This window comes from Alloalcanivorax sp. C16-2, assembly GCF_046507615.1.
Taxonomy (GTDB): Bacteria; Pseudomonadota; Gammaproteobacteria; order Pseudomonadales; family Alcanivoracaceae; genus Alloalcanivorax; species Alloalcanivorax marinus_A.
Map to the genome: position 1 here is coordinate 26,302 of NZ_JBKFTL010000006.1, position 22,009 is coordinate 48,310.

Genomic DNA, 22,009 nt, shown 5'->3' on the forward strand with positions numbered 1-22,009 from the left:
CAGAAAGGAGTGTGATTTTGGCTAGAGACTGGGAAAGTTCGTTCTCATTCTGGGCACAGTCGCCCAGCAAAACGGAACAAGAGCGTTGTGAGCGGGTGATTCGAGCCATAACTGCCGCCGTAAATGGTAGTCAGAAGCTACAAGCCAGAAAAATTCTCGTCTTTACCCAAGGCTCGTTTCGCAACCGGGTAAATGTGAGAAAAGAGAGCGATGTAGACGTTGGCGTAATGCTCTACGAATATTTTATTGCCCAGTACCCGGAAGGGAAGAGGGATACAGATTTTGGAAACTACGATGCAGGATACTCATTCTCTCAGTTTAAAGACGAGCTCGAAGGAGCCTTGGTAAATCACTTCGGACGCGCTTCGGTAAAAAGGGGGAATAAAGCATTTGACATTAAGGCCACTCAGTCTCAAGTGGAAGCTGATGCCGTACCACTCTTTGAGTTCCGACAATACTGGAGCAGCGGGGACTATCGTGCAGGGGTTGTACTCTTTCCTGACAAAGGGGGTGGAAGAATTGAGAATTACCCCGAGCGATTGGTTGATTACTGGCCGCCGACACCACTGCACTACGAGAACGGTGTTTCGAAGAACAGCGCCACTGGCCATCGGTACAAAGGCTTGGTGCGGATACTCAAGAAGCTGCGCATCGAGTTGGAGGATGGTGGACATCAAATTGCCACATCTACCCCAGGCTACCTATTGGAGTGCCTTGCTTGGAATTCGCCTGACTGGTGCTTTGCTCACGAGCTTTGGGTCGATCGAGTCCAATCAGTCTTGGGGTTTCTATGGCAGCAGACCAGATCGAAGGAGTTGTCTGATCATTGGTGCGAGGTCGATGGAATAAAATACCTTTTCCACCCTTCGCAACCCTGGACAAGAGAGCAGGCGCATCAACTCATCAATGACATTTGGGATTATGTTGGTGTGAAGCCGCTATGACTATTCAAAGACTGCACATTACCGCCTTTCTAGCTATTGCTGCGGTGATTTGGCTCGCGGTTCTGTGGCTCCAAGGAACTCCAGTTTCTTGGGATCATGCAAGGCCATTTAGCATTGTAGTAAGTGGGCTTGTGGCTGTCGGCCTACTTTTTGAGTTCTGGTTATGGCGGAATCGGCTTTTTCATGGATGGTTCTTTGCACGCCCTGATTTGAGGGGAACATGGAAAGTAGTGATTCAATCTAGCTATGTTCGTCCGGAGACCAATGAGAGAGTTGCACCAATTGAGTGCTACATGGGGGTGACACAAACTTTGTCAAAGCTGAACATGCACCTCATGACGCCAGAGTCAGAGTCGTGGCTCATCGCTGACCATGTGCGTCCTTCTCCGAGCGGCAATGGCTATCAAATCATCGGGGTTTATACCAATGAGCCGAATGTTCATTTACGGCATGAACGAATTAGTGAGATGCATCAGGGCGCAATGATAGTGGAAACACATGGGTCAAGCGTTCAGCCAAGAACGCTAACTGCGAAGTATTGGACTGATCGCAAGACTAACGGAACAATGGAGTTTAACAATAGGAAGCCTGAGGTCTACACGCGGTTTGTAGACGCGGACGATGCTTTCAGTAGCGAGTAGCAATTTCATGTTTCATAGAGACAGATGTCATAACAATCCGAGCCTGAGCGACAAAAGTATATCGTCATGCCTTTTGCAAAAGTCGCAAAAGGCACGCCAACATAATTTCGCGCCGGATCAGGGGCGTTATATGGCAGTTGTGCGCGCGGTGTAAAACGACCCATGGGAAGAGATCTCACCCTTTATCCAGCGGAAGCCACTAAGCAAGATTTGCGAGATCATCTTGTTCAGCTTGGGTTCAAGAAATGTGATCATTGGTGGGATTGGCCCCAGGGTACGTTGAATTTCAGTTGGTTTGATGAGATCGATTTTCGTTCCATTGATGGCGTTTCTGCCGACGTTTATCCAGTGTCGGGAGATGAGTTAGAAATCTGTGGTAATCCCTGGGCGCTGCATGTAAGAAATCTCTACAGCGCAAGTTGGCATGACGTAAAAATGCTCAATGATGTCCTCAGGTCTGCGCGCCGGAAGTTCGGCGGAACCATCAGGGGCGATTACGGCACAAATCGCTATGCCCCTCTATGGGACGATACCAGCACGCCACTTAGTCGCGGTCTCTCTGCTGTCGTTCAGCACGTTGAGCAGAAAATCGCAGCAGTGCGGCACGCATTGCCAGATCCGACATTTAACAACCCAAATGTTGCCAACGGGAAGGCTGGAGAATTCATTGAATTCACCAACAGCCTTGATCCAAGCCGAGTGATCTACAACGGCTTAGTCCCATTTGCGGTGGCGGTCTTCGAGTATTTTTTCTCAAGAGCATTTCAGGTTCTTCTACGCTATGACGACACAGCACAAGCAACGATGCTGTCACATCAACAGAAAATAGCTTTTGAAGACGTTCTCGAAATAAAAAATGGCAGTAAGACAGTCGAGATGCTGATCGCCGAGAGCTATACATTTCAAAACTTAGATCAGCTAAACAAAGCTTATAAAGCTTGGCTTGGTCTTGATGTACGCGCGCTGCTCTACAAGAGGAGGAAGATTGGAGCTTCTATTGGCTACCTCGAGAACCGGGTTGCCGAAATAATTCAATACAGGCACGGGGTAATTCATCATCTTGCCATAGATAGGTCGCTGAAAAAAGCCGACTATCTTCATATTCTGAAGGCCATTGAGTTGGCAATATCAGAATTCATCCGCCACGTAGAGAAACGCTATGGGATCCAGATTGAACGTCGGTGATCTGCCATATAACAAATCGCTGCAGGGGACGTTTGATCCGCCGCCCATTTTTTCTGCTGCAAAAGCGGTCGTCGCCTCAAACGCACCTGAGCCAAACGTTATATCATACCCCGTGTTTATCAAAGCACAGGAGGCCCCGGCCGATGACCGGGGCGCGGTTCTCATCTAGTATGATCCCGAATAATTGATAGCCGACCATTTTCAACGGATACCGACACAGGCGTATCGATGTTGAACCCGGCCTGCTCCAGCCAGGTACCTTTGAGAAGAAGGAAGGGCGTGATGCGGTTGCCGCTATAGGGTTCACTTTTCAGAGTGTAATCCCAGTGACCTTTGCGGACTTTCAGCTTGCGCTGTTTCATGGTGTTGCTCCTTGTGCTTATTTCGAATTAAAAGCAATGGTGGTCAGGAGGTTCGAAACAGCCACAAGAACTGCTCTGGGTATTTCCCGAAGGTGTTGTATTCCCCAGACCTCCCGACCCTTACAGGCCGGTTTTCAGGTACAAAAATACCGCGGTTGGTTCGGGTTGCGGTGAGGCCCGCTTGTGGGAGTTTCGACGCTCCTTGTGCAAAGTGTAGTTCTGTTTGCGCTACTGTCAATATGTCCAGTGCGCAACAGCGGCGATGACGCACTTTTCCTACACACTTTTAATCTATTGCTTACCTGGGCACGGCGATTGGTTTCGTTACGCGCGCAGCTCCTCGCTTTCGCCACCAGACCATCACCCCCGTCACGCTCAACACGATCACCGCCAAGCCCAACACCGTCGCAACAACCCGATATCCCACCCCACCCACCGCCGCGATATGCAGGCTGGTCAGCCAGGTCGTCACCGTATTCCCCGCCGCCTCCCCGGTGGGCAGGTAGTGGCCCAGCAGGGCGCCGTCCGTGGCGTCCACGTATACCCAGGTCTCCCCGAACCGCTCGTTCACGTCGCTGCTGGTGCGCGCCATCAGTTTGAGGGCGTTTTTGTGCGGGGTGTAGGCGAAGCGTTCCAGGGCGTGAATGGTGAGGTCGCGGTCTTTGGCCAGGGCTTCCAGGTGTTGGCGGGCGGCGTGGTAGCCGGGTTCCCAGCCGATGGGCGGTTGTGGGCTGGGGTTGGCCCGGGTGGGTACGGTGGTGAGCGGGTCTTCCTGAAAGCTGAGGAACAAGCCGGTGGTGGGGCGGTAGATTTGGTCGTAGAGGGTGAGGGCGACGCCGCTCCAGGCGAAGACGAGCAGCAGGGCCCAGGGCCAGAGGCCACCGGCGCGGTGCAGGTCGAAGGTGCGTTTGTGGCCGCCGGCGCGCCAGCGGATTTGCCAGGCTTTGGCCCAGCGTTTCCAGAAGCGGCGGGGGCGGTGCCGAGCGTCGCGGCGGCGTGCTGGTGGGAGGGTGAGCCAGGCGCCGACGAAGCCGTCCAGGGTCCAGAGCAGGGCGATGAGGCCGAAGATCCAGGTGCCAATAGTGCCCAGGGCCAGGGAGTGGTGCAGACGGTAGACGAAGGGCATCAGGTTGCTGGCGCCCTGGCTGAGGTCGCCCCACAGGCGGCCGCCGAGGATCTGGCCGGTGTAGGGGTTCACGAACACTTCGTCGATGGGCAGCGCGGGCGCGCCCGGTTTGGCGCTGAGGAAAAACCGCAGCGGGCTGTGGGCGTCCGGGGGCGCGAGCATCATCCAGTGGACGTGGGCGTCCGGGTAGGCGGCGTCCACCTGGTCGCGCAGGGCGAAGGGCGAGAGCGGTTCGCTGTGCGCCGCCGGGGGCTCGACCTGCAGCCACTGTGGGTTGATCAGGGCGTCCAGTTCGTAATACCACACCAGCAGGGCGCCGGTGAGGCCGGCGATGATCAGGAAGCCCGCCATCACCAGCCCCACGTAGCGGTGCAGTTGCACCAGCCGTTGGCGCATCCTCATTCAGCGCGCCCCCTTAAAACAGGTACTTCATGCGCGCCAGGTAGGTGCGGCCTTCTTCGCGGATCACGCCGTCGAACGAGCCGGGGGAGAAGATCTCCTCGTCGGTGACGTTGTTGAGCAGCAGGTCCAGTTGCAGGGCGTCGGTGACGGCGTAGTAGGCGCCCAGGTCCACCCGGGTGTAGGCCGGCAGGGTGACGCTGTTGTCCGCGTTGGCGGGGCGTTCGTCCACGTAGGCGACGGTGCCGCCCAGGCTCAGGCCGGTGACGGCGTTGAGGTAGTAGCGGCTTTGCAGGGCGGCGGTGTGCAGGGGCACGTTGACGAAGCGGTTGCCTTCCAGGGTGGGGTCGTCGGTGCGCAGCACTTCGGTGTCGGTGTAGCCGTAGCCGGCGCTCAGGTAGAGGTTGGCGGTGGCGTAGCCGTCCACGGTGAGCTCGGCGCCTTGGGAGCGGGCGCGGCCCTGGGCGACCAGGAAGCCGGCGTTGAGCGGGTCGCTGATCGGCATGTTGTCTTTTTCGATGACGAAGCCGGCGGCGTTGATGTTGAGGCGGCCGGCGGTGACGCGCACGCCCGCTTCGTACTGCACGCTTTCTTCCGCGTCCAGGGGCTGGCGGCCGGAGGTGGTGCCCTGCTGGGGCACGAAGGCTTCGTTGCGGCTGGCGTAGAGCGAGGTGCTGTCGATGAGGTCGTAGACCAGGCCGAGCTGGGTGGTCCAGGCGGTTTCACCGAGTTCGGCGCGGGTGACGGCGTCGCCGGCCATGAAGTCGGTGGTTTTCTGGGATTGCTCCGCGTCGGTGTAGCGCAGGCCGGCGAGCAGGGTCCACTTTTCGGCGAAGGCAATGCGGTCCTGGACGAAGCCGGCGAGGATGCGGTCGGTTTGGGTGAAGCCGCGGTCGCGGGCTTTCGTGCTGAGGTCCATGGGGCCGTAGACCGGGTCGTACAGGTCGACCGGGTCCACCAGGTACACCTGGGTGGGGCGGGTGGTGTCGGAGTCGCGGAAGTTCACGCCGGCGATAAAACGGTGGGTCTGGCCGGCCAGGGTGGCTTCGCCGCTCAGGTCGAGGATCACTTCGTGGTCGGTTTGTTTGGCGTCGTCGCTGGCGAAGATGATGCGGTTGAGGGTGCGGAAGTCCGCGCCCAGGCCGAACGGGGCGTATTCCTGCCACTCCGCGTTGTTGCGGGTGTAGGCGTAGCTCAGGCGGGCGTCGATGGTGTCGGTAAGCGCCTGGGTGAGGCGGGCGTTCAGGTAGACGGAGTCCCGCTCGGTGGTGGCGTCTTTCCAGGCCACGTTGAAGTCGTCGCTGTAGTCGCCGTTGGGGTTGGGCTCGATGGCGCCTTCAGCCGGCGCGCCGCCGGGCAGGGCGGTCCATTCGTTGCGCGAGTAGCTGCCTTCCACGGTGAGGTTGGTGGTGTCGGTGAGGTCCACGGTGACGTTGGGCGCCACGAACAGGCGCTCGTAGCCCCAGTAGTCCATGGAGGCGTTGCTGTCCTGGTGGGCCAGGTTGAGGCGCGCGCGCACCCGGTCATTGAGCGGGCCGGTCACGTCCAGGGTGGCGCGGTGGTAATCGTAGCGGCCGTACTCGGCGCCCACTTCCGCCTGGTAGTAATCCAGCGGTTGCTTGGTGACCACGTTGATGGTGCCGCCCGGTTCCATCTGGCCGTACAGCACCGAGGCCGGGCCCTTGAGGATTTCCAGGCGCTCCACGTTGGCCAGGTCCGTGGGGTGGTCGGTTTGCCGGAAGCCCAGGCCGTTGACGGACTGCTCCGCGTTGAAGCCGCGGATCAGGAAGTCGTCGGCGAACATGTCGCGGCCGGAGCCGGACCGGTTGGCGCTGGGGGTGAGGCGCACGATGTCGCCCACGGTATTGGCCTGGGCCAGCTCGAAGTTTTCCCGGTCGTAGACGCTCACGCTTTGCGGGATGGCTTCCACCGTGTCGTTTTTCTGGCGGCCGTACACGGAGACGGCGTCCAGCGTATTGCTCTCGCTGGTTTCCTTCGGCGCCGCTTCCAGCCGGTAGCCATTCTCCACCCGCACGGCGATGACGCCGCTGCCGGCCAGCAGGGCGCGCAGGGCTTGCGCCGGCGTGTAGTCGCCGCTCAGCGCCGGCGCCTGCTTACCCTCCAGCAGGGAGGCGTCGCCGCCGATGGCCAGCCCGGTCTGCCGGGCCAGGTCGATCACCGCCTGGTCCAGGGGCTGGGCGGGCAGGTTTATGGTTTGCGTGGTCGCGGACTGCGCCCGGGCCGGCTGGGCAAGCAGCGGCGCGGTGAGCAGCGGGGTCAGCAAGCCAAGCAGCAACAGCGCCTTCGGCGCCGTCGTCGCGGTGTTCGGTTTTTGTGAGCGAATCATGGGGGCTCCAGCATGGATGCGCGGTGTCTTTACCTATGAAGACAAAGCAGCGGAGCCAATCGGGCAGTGGTGGCGGCAAATTTTTTTGGCTTCGAGGTGGCACCGGAAGCGAACTGTAGGAGCGGCTTTAGCCGCGATAGGGTTTCGCTCCGGATGGCTTTATAGCGGCTGAAGCCGCTCCTACAGGGTTTGCCGTATTTCCACGGTGGTGGTTACGGCGACGGGCGGCGGACAGTGACGTACCAGGGCGTGAGGTAGCGCACCTCCAGGTTGAGGGTGTCGGCGAGCAGGGCCAGGGCGGCGTCGCTGTCGTCGGCGGGGAGCACGCCGGTGAAGCGGGGCGCGTCCGGGGCGTCGAGGGCGTCGTCCAGGGTCAGCAGGCCGGGGCGGTGGCGGGCCAGGCGCTCGACCACTTCCGTGAGCGGCGCCTTGCTGAAGGCCAGGCGGCCGTCGGCCCAGTCCGGGCGTTGGCGCGGGGTTTCGGCGCGGGCGATGACGCCTTGGCGGTTCAGGTCTGCCTGCTGGCCGGCTGTGAGTTTGAGTTCGTCGCCGCCGTCCCGGGGGGTCACCGCCACGGTGGATTCCTGTACCGCCACCCGGGTGAAGCCGTGTTCCTGCCGCACGCTGTATTCGGTGCCCAGGGCGGTGGCGGTGAGGTCGCGGGTAGTGACCTGGAAGGGGCGGTCCGGGGCCTTGGCGACGGTGGCCAGCAGCTCGCCGCGCACCAGCTCCACGGTGCGGGTGGTGCCGCTGTAGTCCAGGTCGATGGCGCTGCCGCTGTTGAGCACCACCTGGCTGCCGTCGGGCAGGGTGAGGGTGCGGATCTCCCCGGCGGCGGTGCGGTAGTCGGCGCTCCAGTAGGCCCAGGGCAGTTGCGCGCCGGCCAGTACCAGCAGCAGCACGGCGCCGAGACCGGTGGCTTGCCGCCGGCGCCGGCGGCGTCGTTCCGCGGTGGCGTCGGTGGCTCGCCACATCCGTTGGATCTGTTCCAGCACCTGGCGGCGGCGCGGGTCCTTGGCCTGCCAGGTGTCGCACTCCGCTTGCAGGCGGGCGTGTTCGTCGGCGCCGGCGGTTTGCAGGGCGACCACCCATTCGGCGGCCTGCTGGCGGATGCGGTTCAGCTCGGACATGGGTCCGCCAGGCTGTCGTAGAGCCGCGCGTGGCAGTGGGCGAAGGCCTTGGCCAGGTACTGTTTGACGCTGCTTTCGGACACCGACAGCCGGCGGGCGATCTGCCGATACGTCAGGCCCTCCAGGCGCGCCATCAGAAACGCCCGGCGCGGCTTCTCCGGCAGCTCGTCCACCAGCAGTCGGAGCACCGTCACCAGCAGATTGTGGGCGGCGGCGATCTCCGCCGGGCCTCGATCGTCCCGGGTCTCCACCAGAATCGCCACCTGGCGCAGCGCTTCCTCTTCCACCTGCTTGCGGTGGTGGCGATTGATCATCAGCCGGCTGGCGATGACCATGAGATAGGCGCGCGGGTCCCGCAGCGCTTCCAGTGACTGCTCGCCCAGAATCAGCCGCAGGAAGGTGTCCTGGCTCAGGTCCGCCGCGTCCTGCGGGCAGCGCAGCCGCCCCTGCAGCCAATGCGTCAACCAGCCATGATGCGTCGCATACAGCTCGCCCAGCTCCCGCTGGGAGCCGGGCAACAGCGGCTGAGTGTCGGTGGCGGCGCCGGACATAGAGACTGAGGTCACAGCTATAATTGAGAGTGATTATCAATTAAAGGGTAAAAGGGCGCAACTCGTGCTGCTCACGATTCCCGAAAAATGAGCATGACGAGGCGGACCTGCTCAAAATCGCCCGTTTTTGAGCAGGTCGTCCCGCTGCCGGAGTGTGCTAAGCTTGGAAAATATCTGCCCAGTCGGAGGAAATACTTTGGAGATTCAATCGGTTACGGCCTCGGTGCCGGCGGACCTTGAGCTGACGGGCGCCCAAAAACAAGAGCTGGATCGGCGCCTGGTGGCCTTCGAGATAGACCAGGACGAAGGAGCGTTATGGTCCAGCGTTAAGGCGCGTATTCTTCAATGATTGGACAATGAAACATAATGGATCGTCGAGGAAACGATCAGCATCCGGACGTGGGCGGCGCCTGCTTTCTGCCGTGCTCGTCGTCGTGGTGTTCTTCGCCGGGCTGGCGATTCTCGCCCCCGCCCCTGAATGGCGATGGTTTGTTGGCTTTTACATGCTGATGAGCGCGCTCGGTTTTTCACTGTACGGCCTGGATAAGCGGGCCTCTACGCGTGGCGGCTGGCGTACGTCGGAGGCTCGGCTGCACCTGGTCGAGCTGCTGGGCGGTTGGCCCGGCGCCTTGCTGGCACAACGGGTGTTTCGGCACAAGACCCGCAAGACGTCTTTCCAACTGATGTTCTACGCCGCGGTGGCGGCCAACCTCATAGTGCTGTGGTGGCTGCTCTTTGCGGGCAACCTGTAAGGATCACTTACAGGTTCGCAGTGAGGCTAGATGCCGACCTTTACCCGGCCCGGCTCTCGTCCACGTCATCCTTAAGCCAGGCCTTGATCAGGGACTGATAAGGCATATCCCGCTTGTTGGCCTCGATCTTGATGCGATCAAGCAGCGCTTCGGGTAAACGGAGCGAAATCGTCTTCGTTGACGGCTTCAGCTTCGGAAAAGAAGCGGACTTGGCCTGGCTCCAGTCCACGTAGTCAGAGGAGTCGTGGGTTTCCCAGAAGGTCCGTTCCTCGGCTTCGGTTTTGAACTCAGGCGTCTTTTTTCGTTTGCTCATAAACAGCCCTCTCTTTGCGGTGCATGTCGCGAGCGGAAATCACCCGAATCAGCGTGCCGCTTTGTCTCAGTGTGAACGTTATGTGCAAGAGTCTTCCATCATCCGTCTTACCAAGGGCGTGAAAACGGGCTTCGGCTTGACTGTGCTTGGCATCCTCCAACAGCAGAAGCGGCTCGTTGAAGAAGACTTCTTCCGCCTCGGACTGGCCGACACCATGCTTCTCCGCGTTTTTGCGGGAGTTGCCTTCGTCCCAGTTGAAGCCTGTAACGTGCGCCCAATCGATCATTTTTGTATATTATCATCGTATACAAAGGCGTCAATGACACGAGGATGATCCTTCCTGATCCCTGTAAGGATCACCGATAGGTTTGCCATGAGTGTTGCCACCGTTCGTCTTCAGGCAGAGGTTGAGCAGCATCTGGAAGCCATCGCGAGCCGCCTTCAGCGTAGCAAAGGCTGGGTGATTAACCAGGCGCTCTCGGAGTACATCGAGAAACAGCAGCTTGAGCGAGCGCCTTGCCCGACTTTCCGCGAATGGGCTCGCCCGTGGCGTTGGCCCCGGACCCGGATTCCATTCGCGATATCGTTTTTGGCCGCTACGTGGTTCGTTATTCGGTCCATGCCAGCGCCATTATTGTCCTGAGGGTGTGGCACGGCCCACCCCATGGCACGGCTATTGCTTAAGGTCGTGTCCTTTGACCTTTCCCGGGAGTCAGCGTGACTGAACATCGCACCACCATGAACGACCGCGTGGACGCCGTCCGGCGCAAGCTGGATGTGGACGTCTGCAGCCTTTACCTGGCCCGCCCGGACCAGCAAACCCTGGAGATCGTCGCCACCAGCGGCCTGAACCAGAGCGTGATCGGCAAGCAGCTGGGTTACGCCCAGGGCCTCACCGGCAAGGTGGCCCGCACCCGCCAGCCCGTGGTCGCCCGGGTGATTCAGGACCACGCCGACTATTTCCACGTGGAAGGCTCCGGCGAGGAGCGTTTCAAGAGCTACCTGGGCATCCCCCTGGAGCACGGCGACCAATTGCGGGGCGTGCTGGTGGTGCAGACCGAGTGCACCAAGACTTTTTTCCGCCGGGACATCCAGGAGGTGCACAGCGCTGGCCGGGATGTGCTGGATGGTCTGACGGAACTGGCCAGCACCCCGCACTGAAACGTCCCCTCTTCTTATTCCCGTAGGAGCGACCGGGCGGCTTACCGCTTCGGTCGCGATCATAGGCGATGGGTCGCCCCCGCGGGATGGCGGCAGGGTGAGGAGATGTCAGGCCGCGGTGGGTTGCACGATCACTTCATCCACATTGACGTCATCCGGTTGTGAGATGGCGTAGGCAATGGCGTTGGCGATGGCCGTGGGTTTCAATGCCACTTTGCGGAAGTCTTCCAACCATGCCTTGGTGTCGGCATCGGTGGTGGTGCGGGCCAGTTCGCTTTCCACCACGCCGGGGGAAATGGTGGTCACCCTGATCTTCTTGGTTTCCATTCGCAGGCCATCGGAGATGGCGCGGACGGCGAATTTGGTGCCGCAGTAGACCGCGGCGGTGGGGAAGACGTTATGGGCCGCGATCGAGGCGGTGTTGATAATGTGTCCGCCTCGCTCTTCCATGGTGGGCAGGACTGCCTGGATGCCGTTCAGTACCCCTTTGATATTCACATCAATCATTCGGTCCCACTCGTCCGCTTTCAGGGCCGCCATGGGTGCCAGTGGCATCAGGCCTGCGTTATTGACCAGCACATCAACGGGGCCGAACTCCGCGCTGGCATCGGCCACGACCCGTTGAAAGTCCTCCCGGGAGGTGACGTCCAGAGTGTAGGCCTTGGCAGTGCCGCCATTTTGCTTGATTCTCCGTGCCAGGGCCTCAAGGCGTTCCGTCCGGCGTGCGCCCAGAAGCACGGTATGGCCGGCCAGGGCCAGAGTAAGGGCGGTGGCTTCACCAATGCCGCTGCTGGCGCCGGTGATCAAAATGACTTTTAATTTACGCTGTTCCATGACAAGGCTCCTTGAAGGGCGGTTTAACCGGGGCGGTGAAGGGCCCCTGTTCAAGGCTTGTCATATTAGTTGGCGGGGTGGTGGGAAACGATACATGAAAATCGTCTATTATTGCCCGATTGTCCGAGGTGTGCGGGCGGAAGAGTAATCGGTTGGGAACGGTGAGCACAACAAAGGTGAGCGTAACATTGAAAAAGACACTGGTGCGTCTGGTCGAGCGCGCCGCGACGGAAGAGGGATTCAACCCGACACCGATCCCCAATGTGTCCTGCTACCGGATTTCCCGGCCCAACACCCAAATGCCGGCGGTATACCAGCCTTGCCTGTGCGTCATAGTGCAGGGCCGCAAGAACGTGATGCTCGGCAAGCAGCGTGTCTCGTACGGTGAGTTGGAGTTTCTGGTGGCTTCGGTGCACCTGCCGGTGATTGGCATTGTGGAGGAGGCTACGGAAGAGCGCCCCTATTTCGTGATCCAGATCGATATTGATGGGCAGCGAATCTCCGAGCTGCTCCCGCTTATGCCGTCATCCGCTGTCGCTCATAAGCAGTCCGGGAACGCTCTGTTCATCGGTCAGGTGGATCGTGCCATGGGCGACAGCTTGCTGCGCCTGCTGGGATTGATCGAGGTGCCCGAGGATATTCCCGTGCTGGGTGAGTTTCTGGTGCGCGAGATGCATTACCGCATGTTACGCAGCGAGCACGGCCCTCGGATCGCGCAGATATCCCTCACCGGTACACCGACACAGCGAATCTCCACGATCATAGAGAAACTGCGCAGGGACTATCATCGGCCGATATCCGTGGAAGAACTGGCGCGCCTGGCCGGGATGAGCGTTTCCACTTTTCATGTGCATTTCAAAGCCGTCACCAGTATGAGCCCGCTGCAGTTCCAGAAATCCGTCAGGCTGGTGGAGGCACGTAGCCTGATGCTGTCCCGACAATTGGACGCCGCAAGCACCGCCTATCGAGTGGGGTACGAGAGCCCCTCCCAGTTCAGTCGGGAATACGCCCGCATGTTTGGCAACCCTCCAGTGAGGGACATCGCGCGAATGCGGCGGAGTAACACTACGAACGACCAGGAGAGCGGAGGTGTTGGTGGCATATGAAAATGGATGCCTTCATCGGTTCGATCGGAGAGTCCCAATGTTTGGTGAATCGAAAAAGAACAGCGTGACGCTGCGGGAAGAGCGCCGCCCGGGCGACTACCGTTTCCTCGGTGTCACACGCCAGAAGAACGGCGACCTGGTCTTCGAGGGCCAGGACCTGGGCCAGGGCGTCCGCGACGCCTTCGGCTGCGCCGAGTACGAGTGGCGCTGGACCATCAAGGCACAGGATGTGGAGCCGCTGCGCCAGGCGCTTGGCCACCGTGGCGATCCTCTTGCACTACTCAAGAAACATTTCAGCGGCGACGCCGCGTCTGGTCTCCAGGGCTTTCTTGAGGAGCATGGGATTCCGTTCGAATCCTACAGCCGCATTGGTGATTAGGTCCTTGCAAGGCCGGCTTGAGGCCGTTGATTCGGGTTGTCAAAATCCGGCGCGTATCCTTGCCACTGACAGGAGAAAGCCTGATGGAAATTGATGAGGAGAAAGTCGATCAGGCCGTTCTGGCGTTGCTGCATCTGACGCTGCACGACGGTGACCGAGCCTGGAAGTCCTTTGATTGGGATGCCATGAACAGGCTTCATGAAAAGGGCTTGATTTGTAATCCGGTCGGGAAAGCGAAATCAGTCTTGCTGACCGAGGAAGGTTTGAAGGAATCGGAGCGGCGTTTTCGGGAGCTGTTTGGCCGGGACGGATAGGCAAGTGACATCCGAGGTCAATAAGAGTACATTTTAATGTACGTAATTATGTACGGGAAAGTGCCATGCCGCGAGTCCGAGTTGATGAAGACATCCGCCCTCTGTCCGAATTCCGGGCTGGGGTGGCCACCTTTGTGAGACACATCCACGAGACCCGGCGCCCCATGGTGCTCACCCAGCGCGGGCGTGGCGTGGCGGTGTTGGTGGACGTTCATGAGTATGAGCGAATGCAGGAGCGCTTGGAGGTGCTGGAGGAGGTCTATAAGGCGGAGGAGCAGATCGCCGCGGGGGACGGGATTCCCCATCGGGATGCGAAGGCCAGGATCAAGGGCCGATTGTCGAAATGAACATCGTCTGGTCGCCGCTGGCCCTTGAGCGTGTCGAGGACATTGCTCTGTACATCGCCGAGGATAACCCCGGTGCGGCGGATGGCTGGGTGGATGACATCTTCGCCGTCGTGGAACGGCTTGCGGCGTTCCCCGAGAGTGGCCGAATCGTGCCCGAGGTGGGAGCCCGGCGTATCCGTGAAGTGATCGTCGGCCAGTATCGAGTCATTTATAGCGTGAAAGACCGCATCGATGTATTGACGGTGCGGCGGAGCAGCCAGCTTCTGCGCTCCGATGAAATCCACGACGGCGATCCGTAGCCTTCATCGTCTCCCAAGACGCCCACCGGCAAAATCTGGATAATGGCGCCCAGCCAGGCCCCCGCGCCACATTCGCCAACCGGTAGTCTCCCAATGGAAATCAAGGTCAACTTCCTCGACAACCTCCGCCTGGAGGCCAGATTCGACGACTTCACCGTGGTCACCGACCAGCCGATTCGCTACAAGGGCGACGGTTCGGCGCCCAGCCCGTTCGATTATTTCCTGGCGTCGTCGGCGTTGTGCGCGGCCTATTTCGTGCGGGTGTACTGCAAGGCGCGGGACATTCCCACGGAGAACATCCGGCTGTCGCAGAACAACATCGTCGACCCGGAGAACCGCTACAACCAGATTTTCCGCATCCAGGTGGAGTTGCCGGAGGATATTTCCGACAAGGACCGGCAGGGCATTCTGCGTTCCATCGACCGCTGCACGGTGAAGAAGGTGGTGCAGACCGGGCCGGATTTCCAGATCGAGACCGTGGAGAACCTGGACGAGGACGCCCAGGCGCTGCTGGGCACCGACCTGGATGATGGCGCGCGCACCTTTATCGAGGGCAAGGACCGGCCGCTGGAGGAGACCATCGCCACCATGAGCCGGGCGCTGGAAGCGCTGGGCATGAAGATCGAGATCGCTTCCTGGCGCAACATCGTGCCGCACGTGTGGTCGCTGCACATCCGCGACGCCGCCTCGCCGATGTGCTTCACCAACGGCAAGGGCGCCACCAAGGAGAGCGCCCTGTGCTCCGCCCTGGGCGAGTTCATCGAGCGGCTGAACTGCAACTTCTTCTACAACGATCAGTTCTTCGGCGAGGAGATCGCCAACGCCGACTTCGTGCATTACCCCAACGAACAATGGTTCCAGCCCGGCCCCGAGGATGAACTGCCGGCGGAGATCCTGGACGACCATTGCCGGGCGATCTACGACCCGGACGGCGAGCTGCGTGGTTCGAACCTGATCGACACCAACTCCGGTCGGGTGGACCGTGGCATCTGCTCGCTGCCGTTCGAGCGCCGTTCCGACGGCGAGACCGTGTGGTTCCCCTCCAACCTGATCGAAAACCTGTTCCTCAGCAACGGCATGAGCGCCGGCAACACCCTGGCCGAGGCCAAGGTGCAATGCCTGTCCGAGATCTTCGAGCGGGCGGTGAAAAAGCAGATCATCGAGGAAGAGCTGGCGCTGCCGGACGTGCCGAAAGAAGTGCTGGCCAAGTACCCCAAGCTGGTGGAAGGCGTCGAGGCGCTGGAGGCCCAGGGCTTCCCGGTGCTGGTCAAGGACGCTTCCCTGGGCGGGCAATTCCCGGTGGCCTGCGTGGCGCTGATGAACCCGCGCACCGGTGGCGTGTTCGTGTCGTTCGGGGCTCACCCGAGCATGGCGGTGGCCCTGGAGCGCAGCCTGACCGAGCTGCTGCAGGGCCGCAGTTTCGAGGGGCTCAACGATTTCCCGCCGCCCACCTTCAACAGCCTGGCGGTGACCGAGCCGAACAACTTCGTGGAGCACTTCATCGACTCCAGCGGCCTGGTGTCCTGGCGGTTCTTCAGCGCCAAGGCGGACGTGGAATTTCACGAATGGGATTTTTCCGGCGGCTCTTCACAAAATACGCAGGAAGAAGCGGAGCGCCTGTTCGGCATCCTCGAGGACCTGGGCAAGGAGGTCTACACCGCCTCTTACCACGAGCTGGGCGCGCCGGCCTGCCGCATCCTGGTGCCAGGCTATTCCGAGGTCTACCCGGTGGAGGACCTGGTCTGGGACAACACCAACAAGGCGTTGGATTACCGCGAGGACATCCTCAACCTGCACCGCCTGGACGATGACCAGCTCGCCGCCCTGTCGGAGCATCTGGAAGAAAGCCAGATCGACGACTACACCGACATCATCACCCTGATCGGCATCGAGTTCGACGAGAACACGGTCTGGGGCCAGCTCACCGTGCTGGAGCTGAAACTGCTCATCGACCTGGCCCTGGGCCGCCACGACGAGGCCCTGGAACGCACCGAGGCGTTCCTGCAGTTCAATGACAACACGGTGGAGCGCAACCTGTTCTACCGGGCGGTCAGCGCGGTGCTGGAAATCACCCTGGACAGCGAGCTGGACCTGGACGATTACCTGACCAGCCTGCGCCGCATGTATGGCGCGGAAACCATGGACGATGTGGTCGGCGCCGTGAAGGGCACCGTCCGCTTCCCGGGGCTCACTCCCACCAACATGCAGCTCGAGGGACTGGACCGCCACCAGCGCCTGATCGAGAGCTACAAAAAACTCCACGCCGCCCGCGCGGCGGCGGCGCGCTGACCGGCGGCGTCACGGGAATCGCCCGATCTAGACCTGGGCCTTGAACACCCCGCTGCCCCGGGCGCAGAGCTTGCCGTCGGCGAACACCCGCGCCTCGGCGAAGTTCAGCGTGCGCCCGGTGCGGGTCACTGCTCCCCGCACCTCCAGCCACTGACCCACCCGGGCGGTGCCGAGGAAATCCATACTCAGGTTCACCGTTACCAGGCCTTTGATGCCGCCGAGCGCGCCGGCGCAGCTCAGCCCCATGGCGTTGTCGCAGAGCGTGGAGATCAAGCCGCCGTGGACGAAGCCCCGGCTGTTGGCGTGGGCGTCTCCGGCGTGCAGGCCCAGGCTGAGGCCCTCTTCATGGGGGCGTTGATAAATCGGTTCCCAGGGGGCGGTGAACCCGCTTTTGCGCGGGTGGGGCCGAAAGCCTTCGGGGACGGTATCCATGATGACGCTCCAACAATTTAATGTAGACCAGTCTATATAATTATCATGGACGGTCAATCTTCAGCCAGCAGGCACCGGTCGTCCTCAGTGGCTCGGGGTGATCAAGTGGGCGAGCTGGTTGCAGGCCTCGTGGATTGGTGCCGGGCTGCGCGCCACCCGCGCCTGGATCAGAGAGCCCTCCAGGGCGGAAACGGTCAGCGAGGCCAGCGCCTGTGTCGCTGCCGAGGAGGCGTCGTCCGGCGCGATGATCGCCGCCAGGGTTCGCCGCCAGCGGTCATAGGCTTCCTCGGCGGCGACGGTGATAAGCGCGGATTGGGGCGTCACTTCCAGCACCGTGGTGGCCAGGGGGCAGCCGTCGCGGTAGTCGGAGTCCGCCAGCCAGCCGGCCAGCAGGGCGCCGTAGGCACGCAGGGTGTCGCCGGGGGAGCCGTGGGCCAGGGCGAGCCGTTCCAGGGTGCCGGTGACCAGTTCGCCGGCGTGGCGGATGGCCGCCGCGCCCAGTTCTTCCTTGCCGCCCGGGAAGTAATGGTAGAACGACCCCTTGGGCGCCGCCGCCTCCTTCAAAATGTCGTTGATGCCGGTGGCGGCATAGCCCTGTTGGCGGAACAGGCGTGCGGCGGTGTATATCAGATTGTCCCGGTGCTTGGGGCGGGCTCCCATGACGCACTCCATCGAAAAGCAGTAGACCGGTCTGTATGGTGACACAATCCGGCCTTTGCGGAGGCCCTTTCCTGTTTATGAGTGTGGCGATCATGCAACAGCACGACGATTTTCACCTTTGGAAAACCGACCTGTTGGGGGCGTTGCTGCTCTATGGCGGTTTTGCCTTTGCTCTGGTGCCGGCCTTTCTGCACCGCTCCTTTCCGCTGGGGATTCTGATCGGCACGCTGCTGGTGGGCAGTTTCTTCCTGCGCAACGTGAAGGATCACTTCGGCTTCTTCCAGTTGCCGAAGTACGCGGTGGTGATCAATTGCTATGTGGGCGGGCTGATCATTTCCGCCATCTGGTACGGCTTGTCCCAGGGCATGCTCAACTAACCCCTCATTTCGCAGGAGCGACTTCAGCCGCGATCCGGCGCTTGGATCGGCGGCACGGCCATCGCGGCTAAAGCCGCTCCTACCTTCCCGGGCGGTGCCACCATGTCCTTGTAGGAGCGACTTCAGTCGCGAACCGGCGTTTGGATCGGCGGTACGGCTATCGCGGCTAAAGCCGCTCCTACATTCCCGGGCGGTGCCACCATGTCCTTGTAGGAACGACTTCAGTCGCGATCCGGCGCCTGGGTCGGCGACACGGCCCATCGCGGCTAAAGCCGCTCCTACGGGGGGGTGTTTTCCTTTTGTTGTTCCAGCCGGCTCAGGCGCTGGTCCATGGCGCGCAGCAGCTCGAGCATTTCCTGGCGTTCGTCGTGGGCGCGCTGGTTGGCCTGGTCCCGTTCTTCCTTTTGCTCCAGGTCGTGCACCTCCTGGGTGGCGTTGACGATGATGGCGATGAACAGGTTCAGCACCATGAAGCTGGAGATCAGGATGAAGGGCACGAAGAACAGCCAGGCGTGGGGGTATTGCTCCATCACCGGCCGGGCCACGCCCATGGACCAGCTTTCCAGGGTCATGATCTGGAACAGGGTGTAGATGCTGGCGCCCAGGGTGCCGAACCAGTCCGGGAAGGCGTCGCCGAACAGCTCCGTGCCCATCACCCCGAAGATGTAGAACATCATCAGCAGCAGGGCGGCGGTCCAGCCGATGCCGGGCAGGGAGTGCATCAGCGATTCCACCAGCATGCGCAGGCGCTTGATGGTGGAAAGCAGCCGCAGCACCCGCAGAATGCGCAGGCTGCGCAGAATCGCCAGGGGGCCGGCGGCCGGCGCCAGGGAAACGGCGACGATGACGAAGTCGAACAGGTTCCAGCCGGAGCGGAAGAAGCGCGGGCCGAAGGCCGCCAGCTTGGCGACGATCTCCACCACGAACACGGCGAGGATCAGGCTGTTGAGCAAGGCGAGCAGTTCGCCGGCCACGTCCATGGCCCGCCGGGAGGTCTCCAGCCCCAGCACCACGGCGTTGAGAATGATCAGGCCGGTGATGAAGTGCCGTACCGCCGGCGATTCCACCCAGTGGCCCAGCCGGGCCCGCCAACCGTCGATTGTCAGTGTCGTCATGCCTTGTTCCGTCGTGCCGGATGATTGTCGGCGCGCAGTATACCGATCACTGCCCGCCGGCGCTCCCGGAGCGCTCCTCTCCATGGGGCATTAACTGTTATGTTGATGGCTTGATCATCCGCGCGATCTGGTACGGCCTGTCGCGGTGGATGTTGAACTGAGGCACGGAAGGGAAATGTCTATGTGGCGTGTTGTCGTGGTGATGCTGTTGGGCTGGTCGTCATCCGTGATGGCGGCGGAGGCGGAGCCGGCGGAGTCCTTCCGGCTGTCTAACGCCTGTCTGGAGTCCGCACGGGCGGCCACCGAGGATGAGACCGGCATGCCGGTGGTGTACATCCGCCTGGATGACCACGGTGGTGCGTTGCTCCATGAGTTCACCCGTTCCCGGGTGGGTAGAAAGATGCGTTTGATTGACGGTGAGGGCCAGCCGCTCATGGAGAGCGCTCCCTATATTCAGTCTCCGCTGAATAAAGGCCTGATGCTGACCGGGTTTGATTCCGACGCCCAGGCCAGGGACGCGGTTCAGCGGATCAAGCACGGCCAGGGTGAGTGCGGGCCCTTGTAATAAAAGTTCTCTGATTATGTCCGTCAATACGTCAACAAGGAGCCACTGACAAAAGCTATCGGTTTGTTCGATTGCCTGTATTTGCCCGATAGGCAGCGCCGGAGTACATCTATAAGCACCGGGCCGTAAGGCCGGCAGAATAATCGCAGGCGTGTTTTTTTCAGGGAGAACGACCATGACCGAGAGCAAATGCCCTTTTCACAACACCGCGGGTGGTGGCACCACCAATCAGGATTGGTGGCCCAACCAGCTGCGCATCGACATCCTTCACCAGCATGCGCCGGTGACCAGCCCCATGGACGAGGACTTCGATTACGCGGAGGCCTTCAAGAGCCTGGATCTGGCGGCGCTGAAGAAAGACCTCACCGCCCTGATGACCGATTCCCAGGAGTGGTGGCCGGCGGACTTCGGCCATTATGGCCCGCTGTTCATCCGCATGGCCTGGCACAGCGCCGGCACCTACCGGCTGGGCGATGGGCGCGGCGGCGCCGGCACCGGCACCCAGCGGTTCGCGCCGCTCAACAGTTGGCCGGACAACGTCAACCTGGACAAGGCCCGGCGGCTGCTGTGGCCGATCAAGCAGAAGTACGGCAACAAGATTTCCTGGGCCGATCTGATCGTGCTGGCCGGTAACGTGGCGCTGGAATCCATGGGCTTCGAGACCTTCGGCTTCGCCGGCGGCCGCGAGGACCTCTACGAACCCGAAACCGACATCTACTGGGGTGACGAAGGCGACTGGCTCGGCACCGACAAGCGCTACTCCGGCGACCGTGACCTGGAGGACCCGCTGGGTGCCACCACCATGGGCCTGATCTACGTGAACCCGGAAGGCCCGGAGGGCGAGCCGGACCCGCTGAAGGCGGCCCACGATATCCGCGAAACCTTCGCGCGCATGGCCATGAACGACGAGGAAACCGTGGCCCTGATCGCCGGCGGCCACACCTTCGGCAAGACCCACGGCGCCGGCGACCCGGGCCTGATCGGGCCGGAGCCGGAAGCGGCGCCCATCGAATCCATGGGCCTGGGCTGGCACAGCCGCCATGGCAGCGGCTTCGGTGACGACACCATCACCGGCGGCCCGGAAGTGACCTGGACGCAACAGCCGACGCAATGGACCAACCTGTTTTTCGAGAACCTGTTCGGCCACGAATGGGAGCTGGAGAAGAGCCCGGCCGGTGCTTACCAGTGGGTGGCCAAGGACGCGCAGGCGGACATCCCCTACGCCCATGACAAGAGCAAGAAGCGCAAGCCCACCATGCTCACCACCGACCTGTCGCTGCGCTTCGATCCGGTCTACGAAAAAATTTCCCGGCGCTTTTACGAGAACCCGGCGGAATTCGCCGATGCCTTCGCCCGCGCCTGGTACAAGCTCACCCATCGGGACATGGGCCCCATCGAGCGCTACCTGGGCCCGGAAGTGCCGAGCGAAGAACTGATCTGGCAGGACCCGGTGCCCAAGGTGGACCACGCCCTGATCGACGACCAGGACATCGCCGCCCTCAAGGCAAGGATTCTGGACAGCGGCCTGTCGATCCCGGATCTGGTGAAAGCCGCCTGGGCGTCCGCCTCCAGCTATCGCGGTTCGGACATGCGCGGCGGTTCCAACGGCGCCCGGGTGCGGCTGGCGCCCCAGAAGGACTGGGCGGTGAACGACCCCAACAACCTGGACAAGGTGCTGAAGACCCTGGAAGGAATCCAGGGTGAGTTCAACGGCGCCGCCTCCGGTGGCAAGAAGGTGTCGCTGGCGGACCTGATCGTGCTGGCCGGCGCGGCGGCGGTGGAGAAAGCGGCGGCGAACGGCGGCCACAAGGTGATCGTGCCGTTCACCCCGGGCCGCACCGATGCTTCCCTGGAGCAGACCGACGTGGACTCCTTCCGCTACCTGGAGCCGTTCGTGGACGCGGTGCGCAACTACCGAAAGGCCAAGGCCACGGTGGACGCGGAGCACCTGATGATCGACCGCGCCCAGCTGCTCACCGTCACCGCCCCGGAGCTGACCGTGCTGGTGGGCGGCATGCGCGCCCTCAACGGCAATTACGACGGTTCCGAGCACGGGGTCTTCACCGACCGCCCGGAAACGCTCAGCAACGACTTCTTCAAGACCGTCGTGGACATGAGCATCGCCTGGGCGCCGGTGTCCGAGGACGACGACTACCTGTTCGAGGGCCGCGACCGGTCCACCGGCAAGCTCAAGTGGACCGCCACCCGGCTCGACCTGATCTTCGGCGCCAACTCCCAGCTCCGTGCCCTCTCCGAGGTGTACGGCGCCGACGACGCCGAAGCCAAGTTCGTGAAGGACTTCGTGGCCGCCTGGGCCAAGGTCATGGACCTGGGCCGGTTCGACCGATAAGAAAGTGATATGGATGAGGGCGAGGAGCCGA

26 protein-coding genes are annotated in these 22,009 nt (G+C 61.5%); 15 read left to right on the top strand and 11 right to left on the bottom strand.

What is annotated here, in order from left to right:
• The first annotated feature begins 17 nt into the window (after positions 1-17).
• From ACLD02_RS18010 to ACLD02_RS18020, 3 genes are all read left to right on the top strand, one after another.
• Positions 18-944, top strand: coding sequence for a nucleotidyltransferase (locus ACLD02_RS18010; protein WP_203105592.1), 927 nt, complete (start codon positions 18-20; stop codon positions 942-944).
• Positions 941-1,585 (top strand): hypothetical protein, encoded by a 645-nt coding sequence (locus ACLD02_RS18015; protein ID WP_203105593.1) that lies wholly within the window; start codon positions 941-943, stop codon positions 1,583-1,585. Before ACLD02_RS18010 ends, ACLD02_RS18015 begins: the two co-directional genes overlap by 4 nt.
• Before the next feature lie 162 nt (positions 1,586-1,747).
• Positions 1,748-2,770 (top strand): hypothetical protein, encoded by a 1,023-nt coding sequence (locus tag ACLD02_RS18020; protein WP_410299337.1) that lies wholly within the window; start codon positions 1,748-1,750, stop codon positions 2,768-2,770.
• Positions 2,771-2,931: 161 nt separating this feature from the next.
• On the opposite strand, the gene ACLD02_RS18025 is transcribed toward ACLD02_RS18020, so the two are convergent.
• The 5 genes from ACLD02_RS18025 to ACLD02_RS18045 all read right to left on the bottom strand — a co-directional run bounded on the left by ACLD02_RS18025 (position 2,932) and on the right by ACLD02_RS18045 (position 8,685).
• The gene (locus ACLD02_RS18025; protein ID WP_203105595.1) at positions 2,932-3,132 is read right to left on the bottom strand and encodes a SymE family type I addiction module toxin; all 201 of its coding nucleotides are present in this window, start codon (positions 3,130-3,132) and stop codon (positions 2,932-2,934) included.
• Positions 3,133-3,430: 298 nt separating this feature from the next.
• A complete protein-coding gene (locus tag ACLD02_RS18030; RefSeq protein ID WP_410299338.1) occupies positions 3,431-4,660 on the bottom strand; it encodes a PepSY-associated TM helix domain-containing protein in 1,230 nt (409 codons plus the stop codon).
• Between the two features lie 13 nt (positions 4,661-4,673).
• Positions 4,674-7,004, bottom strand: a complete 2,331-nt coding sequence (locus ACLD02_RS18035; RefSeq protein ID WP_410299339.1) for a TonB-dependent siderophore receptor — start codon at positions 7,002-7,004, stop codon at positions 4,674-4,676.
• Between the two features lie 212 nt (positions 7,005-7,216).
• The gene (locus ACLD02_RS18040) at positions 7,217-8,134 is read right to left on the bottom strand and encodes a FecR family protein (RefSeq protein WP_410299340.1); all 918 of its coding nucleotides are present in this window, start codon (positions 8,132-8,134) and stop codon (positions 7,217-7,219) included.
• Complete coding sequence (locus ACLD02_RS18045) at positions 8,122-8,685, bottom strand: sigma-70 family RNA polymerase sigma factor (protein ID WP_410299341.1); 564 nt, start codon at positions 8,683-8,685, stop codon at positions 8,122-8,124. The genes ACLD02_RS18040 and ACLD02_RS18045 overlap by 13 nt, the downstream gene beginning before the upstream one ends.
• Positions 8,686-9,041: 356 nt before the next feature.
• On the opposite strand from ACLD02_RS18045, the gene ACLD02_RS18050 reads away from it, so the two are divergent.
• Positions 9,042-9,437: a DUF1294 domain-containing protein gene (locus ACLD02_RS18050; RefSeq protein WP_238401135.1), complete on the top strand. Its 396-nt coding sequence runs from the start codon at positions 9,042-9,044 to the stop codon at positions 9,435-9,437.
• A gap of 40 nt (positions 9,438-9,477) precedes the next feature.
• Here ACLD02_RS18050 and ACLD02_RS18055 read toward each other — a convergent pair whose 3' ends face one another.
• Together ACLD02_RS18055 and ACLD02_RS18060 are read right to left on the bottom strand one after the other, a co-directional pair.
• Positions 9,478-9,750: a BrnA antitoxin family protein gene (locus tag ACLD02_RS18055; protein ID WP_203105600.1), complete on the bottom strand. Its 273-nt coding sequence runs from the start codon at positions 9,748-9,750 to the stop codon at positions 9,478-9,480.
• Positions 9,725-10,036, bottom strand: a complete 312-nt coding sequence (locus ACLD02_RS18060; protein ID WP_203105601.1) for a BrnT family toxin — start codon at positions 10,034-10,036, stop codon at positions 9,725-9,727. Before ACLD02_RS18060 ends, ACLD02_RS18055 begins: the two co-directional genes overlap by 26 nt.
• Before the next feature lie 248 nt (positions 10,037-10,284).
• Between ACLD02_RS18060 and ACLD02_RS18065 the strand changes: the two genes are divergently transcribed.
• Positions 10,285-10,434, top strand: a complete 150-nt coding sequence (locus ACLD02_RS18065; RefSeq protein WP_203105602.1) for a type II toxin-antitoxin system RelE/ParE family toxin — start codon at positions 10,285-10,287, stop codon at positions 10,432-10,434.
• Between the two features lie 33 nt (positions 10,435-10,467).
• On the top strand, positions 10,468-10,911 hold the full coding sequence (locus ACLD02_RS18070; protein ID WP_338015242.1) for a GAF domain-containing protein: 444 nt from the start codon (positions 10,468-10,470) through the stop codon (positions 10,909-10,911).
• 108 nt (positions 10,912-11,019) lie between these two features.
• Here ACLD02_RS18070 and ACLD02_RS18075 read toward each other — a convergent pair whose 3' ends face one another.
• Positions 11,020-11,745 (bottom strand): SDR family oxidoreductase, encoded by a 726-nt coding sequence (locus ACLD02_RS18075; protein WP_203105603.1) that lies wholly within the window; start codon positions 11,743-11,745, stop codon positions 11,020-11,022.
• Positions 11,746-11,933: 188 nt separating this feature from the next.
• Between ACLD02_RS18075 and ACLD02_RS18080 the strand changes: the two genes are divergently transcribed.
• The 6 genes from ACLD02_RS18080 (at position 11,934) to ACLD02_RS18105 (ending at position 16,479) form a co-directional block, all read left to right on the top strand.
• Entirely contained in the window at positions 11,934-12,851 is a 918-nt protein-coding gene (locus tag ACLD02_RS18080; protein WP_410299342.1) for an AraC family transcriptional regulator N-terminal domain-containing protein, read from the top strand.
• 37 nt (positions 12,852-12,888) lie between these two features.
• A complete protein-coding gene (locus tag ACLD02_RS18085; protein WP_410299343.1) occupies positions 12,889-13,230 on the top strand; it encodes a hypothetical protein in 342 nt (113 codons plus the stop codon).
• 83 nt (positions 13,231-13,313) lie between these two features.
• A complete protein-coding gene (locus tag ACLD02_RS18090; RefSeq protein WP_203105606.1) occupies positions 13,314-13,544 on the top strand; it encodes a DUF6429 family protein in 231 nt (76 codons plus the stop codon).
• A 65-nt stretch (positions 13,545-13,609) separates the two neighbouring features.
• Positions 13,610-13,891 (top strand): type II toxin-antitoxin system Phd/YefM family antitoxin, encoded by a 282-nt coding sequence (locus tag ACLD02_RS18095; RefSeq protein WP_203105607.1) that lies wholly within the window; start codon positions 13,610-13,612, stop codon positions 13,889-13,891.
• Positions 13,888-14,190 (top strand): type II toxin-antitoxin system RelE/ParE family toxin, encoded by a 303-nt coding sequence (locus ACLD02_RS18100; protein WP_410299344.1) that lies wholly within the window; start codon positions 13,888-13,890, stop codon positions 14,188-14,190. The genes ACLD02_RS18095 and ACLD02_RS18100 overlap by 4 nt, the downstream gene beginning before the upstream one ends.
• Positions 14,191-14,283: 93 nt before the next feature.
• Entirely contained in the window at positions 14,284-16,479 is a 2,196-nt protein-coding gene (locus ACLD02_RS18105; RefSeq protein WP_410299345.1) for an OsmC domain/YcaO domain-containing protein, read from the top strand.
• A gap of 27 nt (positions 16,480-16,506) precedes the next feature.
• On the opposite strand, the gene ACLD02_RS18110 is transcribed toward ACLD02_RS18105, so the two are convergent.
• Together ACLD02_RS18110 and ACLD02_RS18115 are read right to left on the bottom strand one after the other, a co-directional pair.
• A complete protein-coding gene (locus ACLD02_RS18110) occupies positions 16,507-16,911 on the bottom strand; it encodes a PaaI family thioesterase (protein ID WP_410299346.1) in 405 nt (134 codons plus the stop codon).
• An 84-nt stretch (positions 16,912-16,995) separates the two neighbouring features.
• Complete coding sequence (locus ACLD02_RS18115) at positions 16,996-17,571, bottom strand: TetR/AcrR family transcriptional regulator (protein ID WP_410299347.1); 576 nt, start codon at positions 17,569-17,571, stop codon at positions 16,996-16,998.
• 92 nt (positions 17,572-17,663) lie between these two features.
• Between ACLD02_RS18115 and ACLD02_RS18120 the strand changes: the two genes are divergently transcribed.
• Positions 17,664-17,948 carry a hypothetical protein gene (locus ACLD02_RS18120; protein WP_194297080.1) on the top strand — a complete coding sequence of 95 codons (285 nt, stop codon included), beginning with the start codon at positions 17,664-17,666 and terminating at the stop codon, positions 17,946-17,948.
• A gap of 278 nt (positions 17,949-18,226) precedes the next feature.
• On the opposite strand, the gene ACLD02_RS18125 is transcribed toward ACLD02_RS18120, so the two are convergent.
• On the bottom strand, positions 18,227-19,063 hold the full coding sequence (locus ACLD02_RS18125; RefSeq protein ID WP_410299348.1) for an ion transporter: 837 nt from the start codon (positions 19,061-19,063) through the stop codon (positions 18,227-18,229).
• A 181-nt stretch (positions 19,064-19,244) separates the two neighbouring features.
• Between ACLD02_RS18125 and ACLD02_RS18130 the strand changes: the two genes are divergently transcribed.
• Positions 19,245-19,628 carry a SecDF P1 head subdomain-containing protein gene (locus ACLD02_RS18130; protein WP_410299349.1) on the top strand — a complete coding sequence of 128 codons (384 nt, stop codon included), beginning with the start codon at positions 19,245-19,247 and terminating at the stop codon, positions 19,626-19,628.
• A 175-nt stretch (positions 19,629-19,803) separates the two neighbouring features.
• Positions 19,804-21,978, top strand: a complete 2,175-nt coding sequence (gene katG / locus ACLD02_RS18135; protein WP_410299350.1) for a catalase/peroxidase HPI — start codon at positions 19,804-19,806, stop codon at positions 21,976-21,978.
• Positions 21,979-22,009 lie beyond the last annotated feature (31 nt).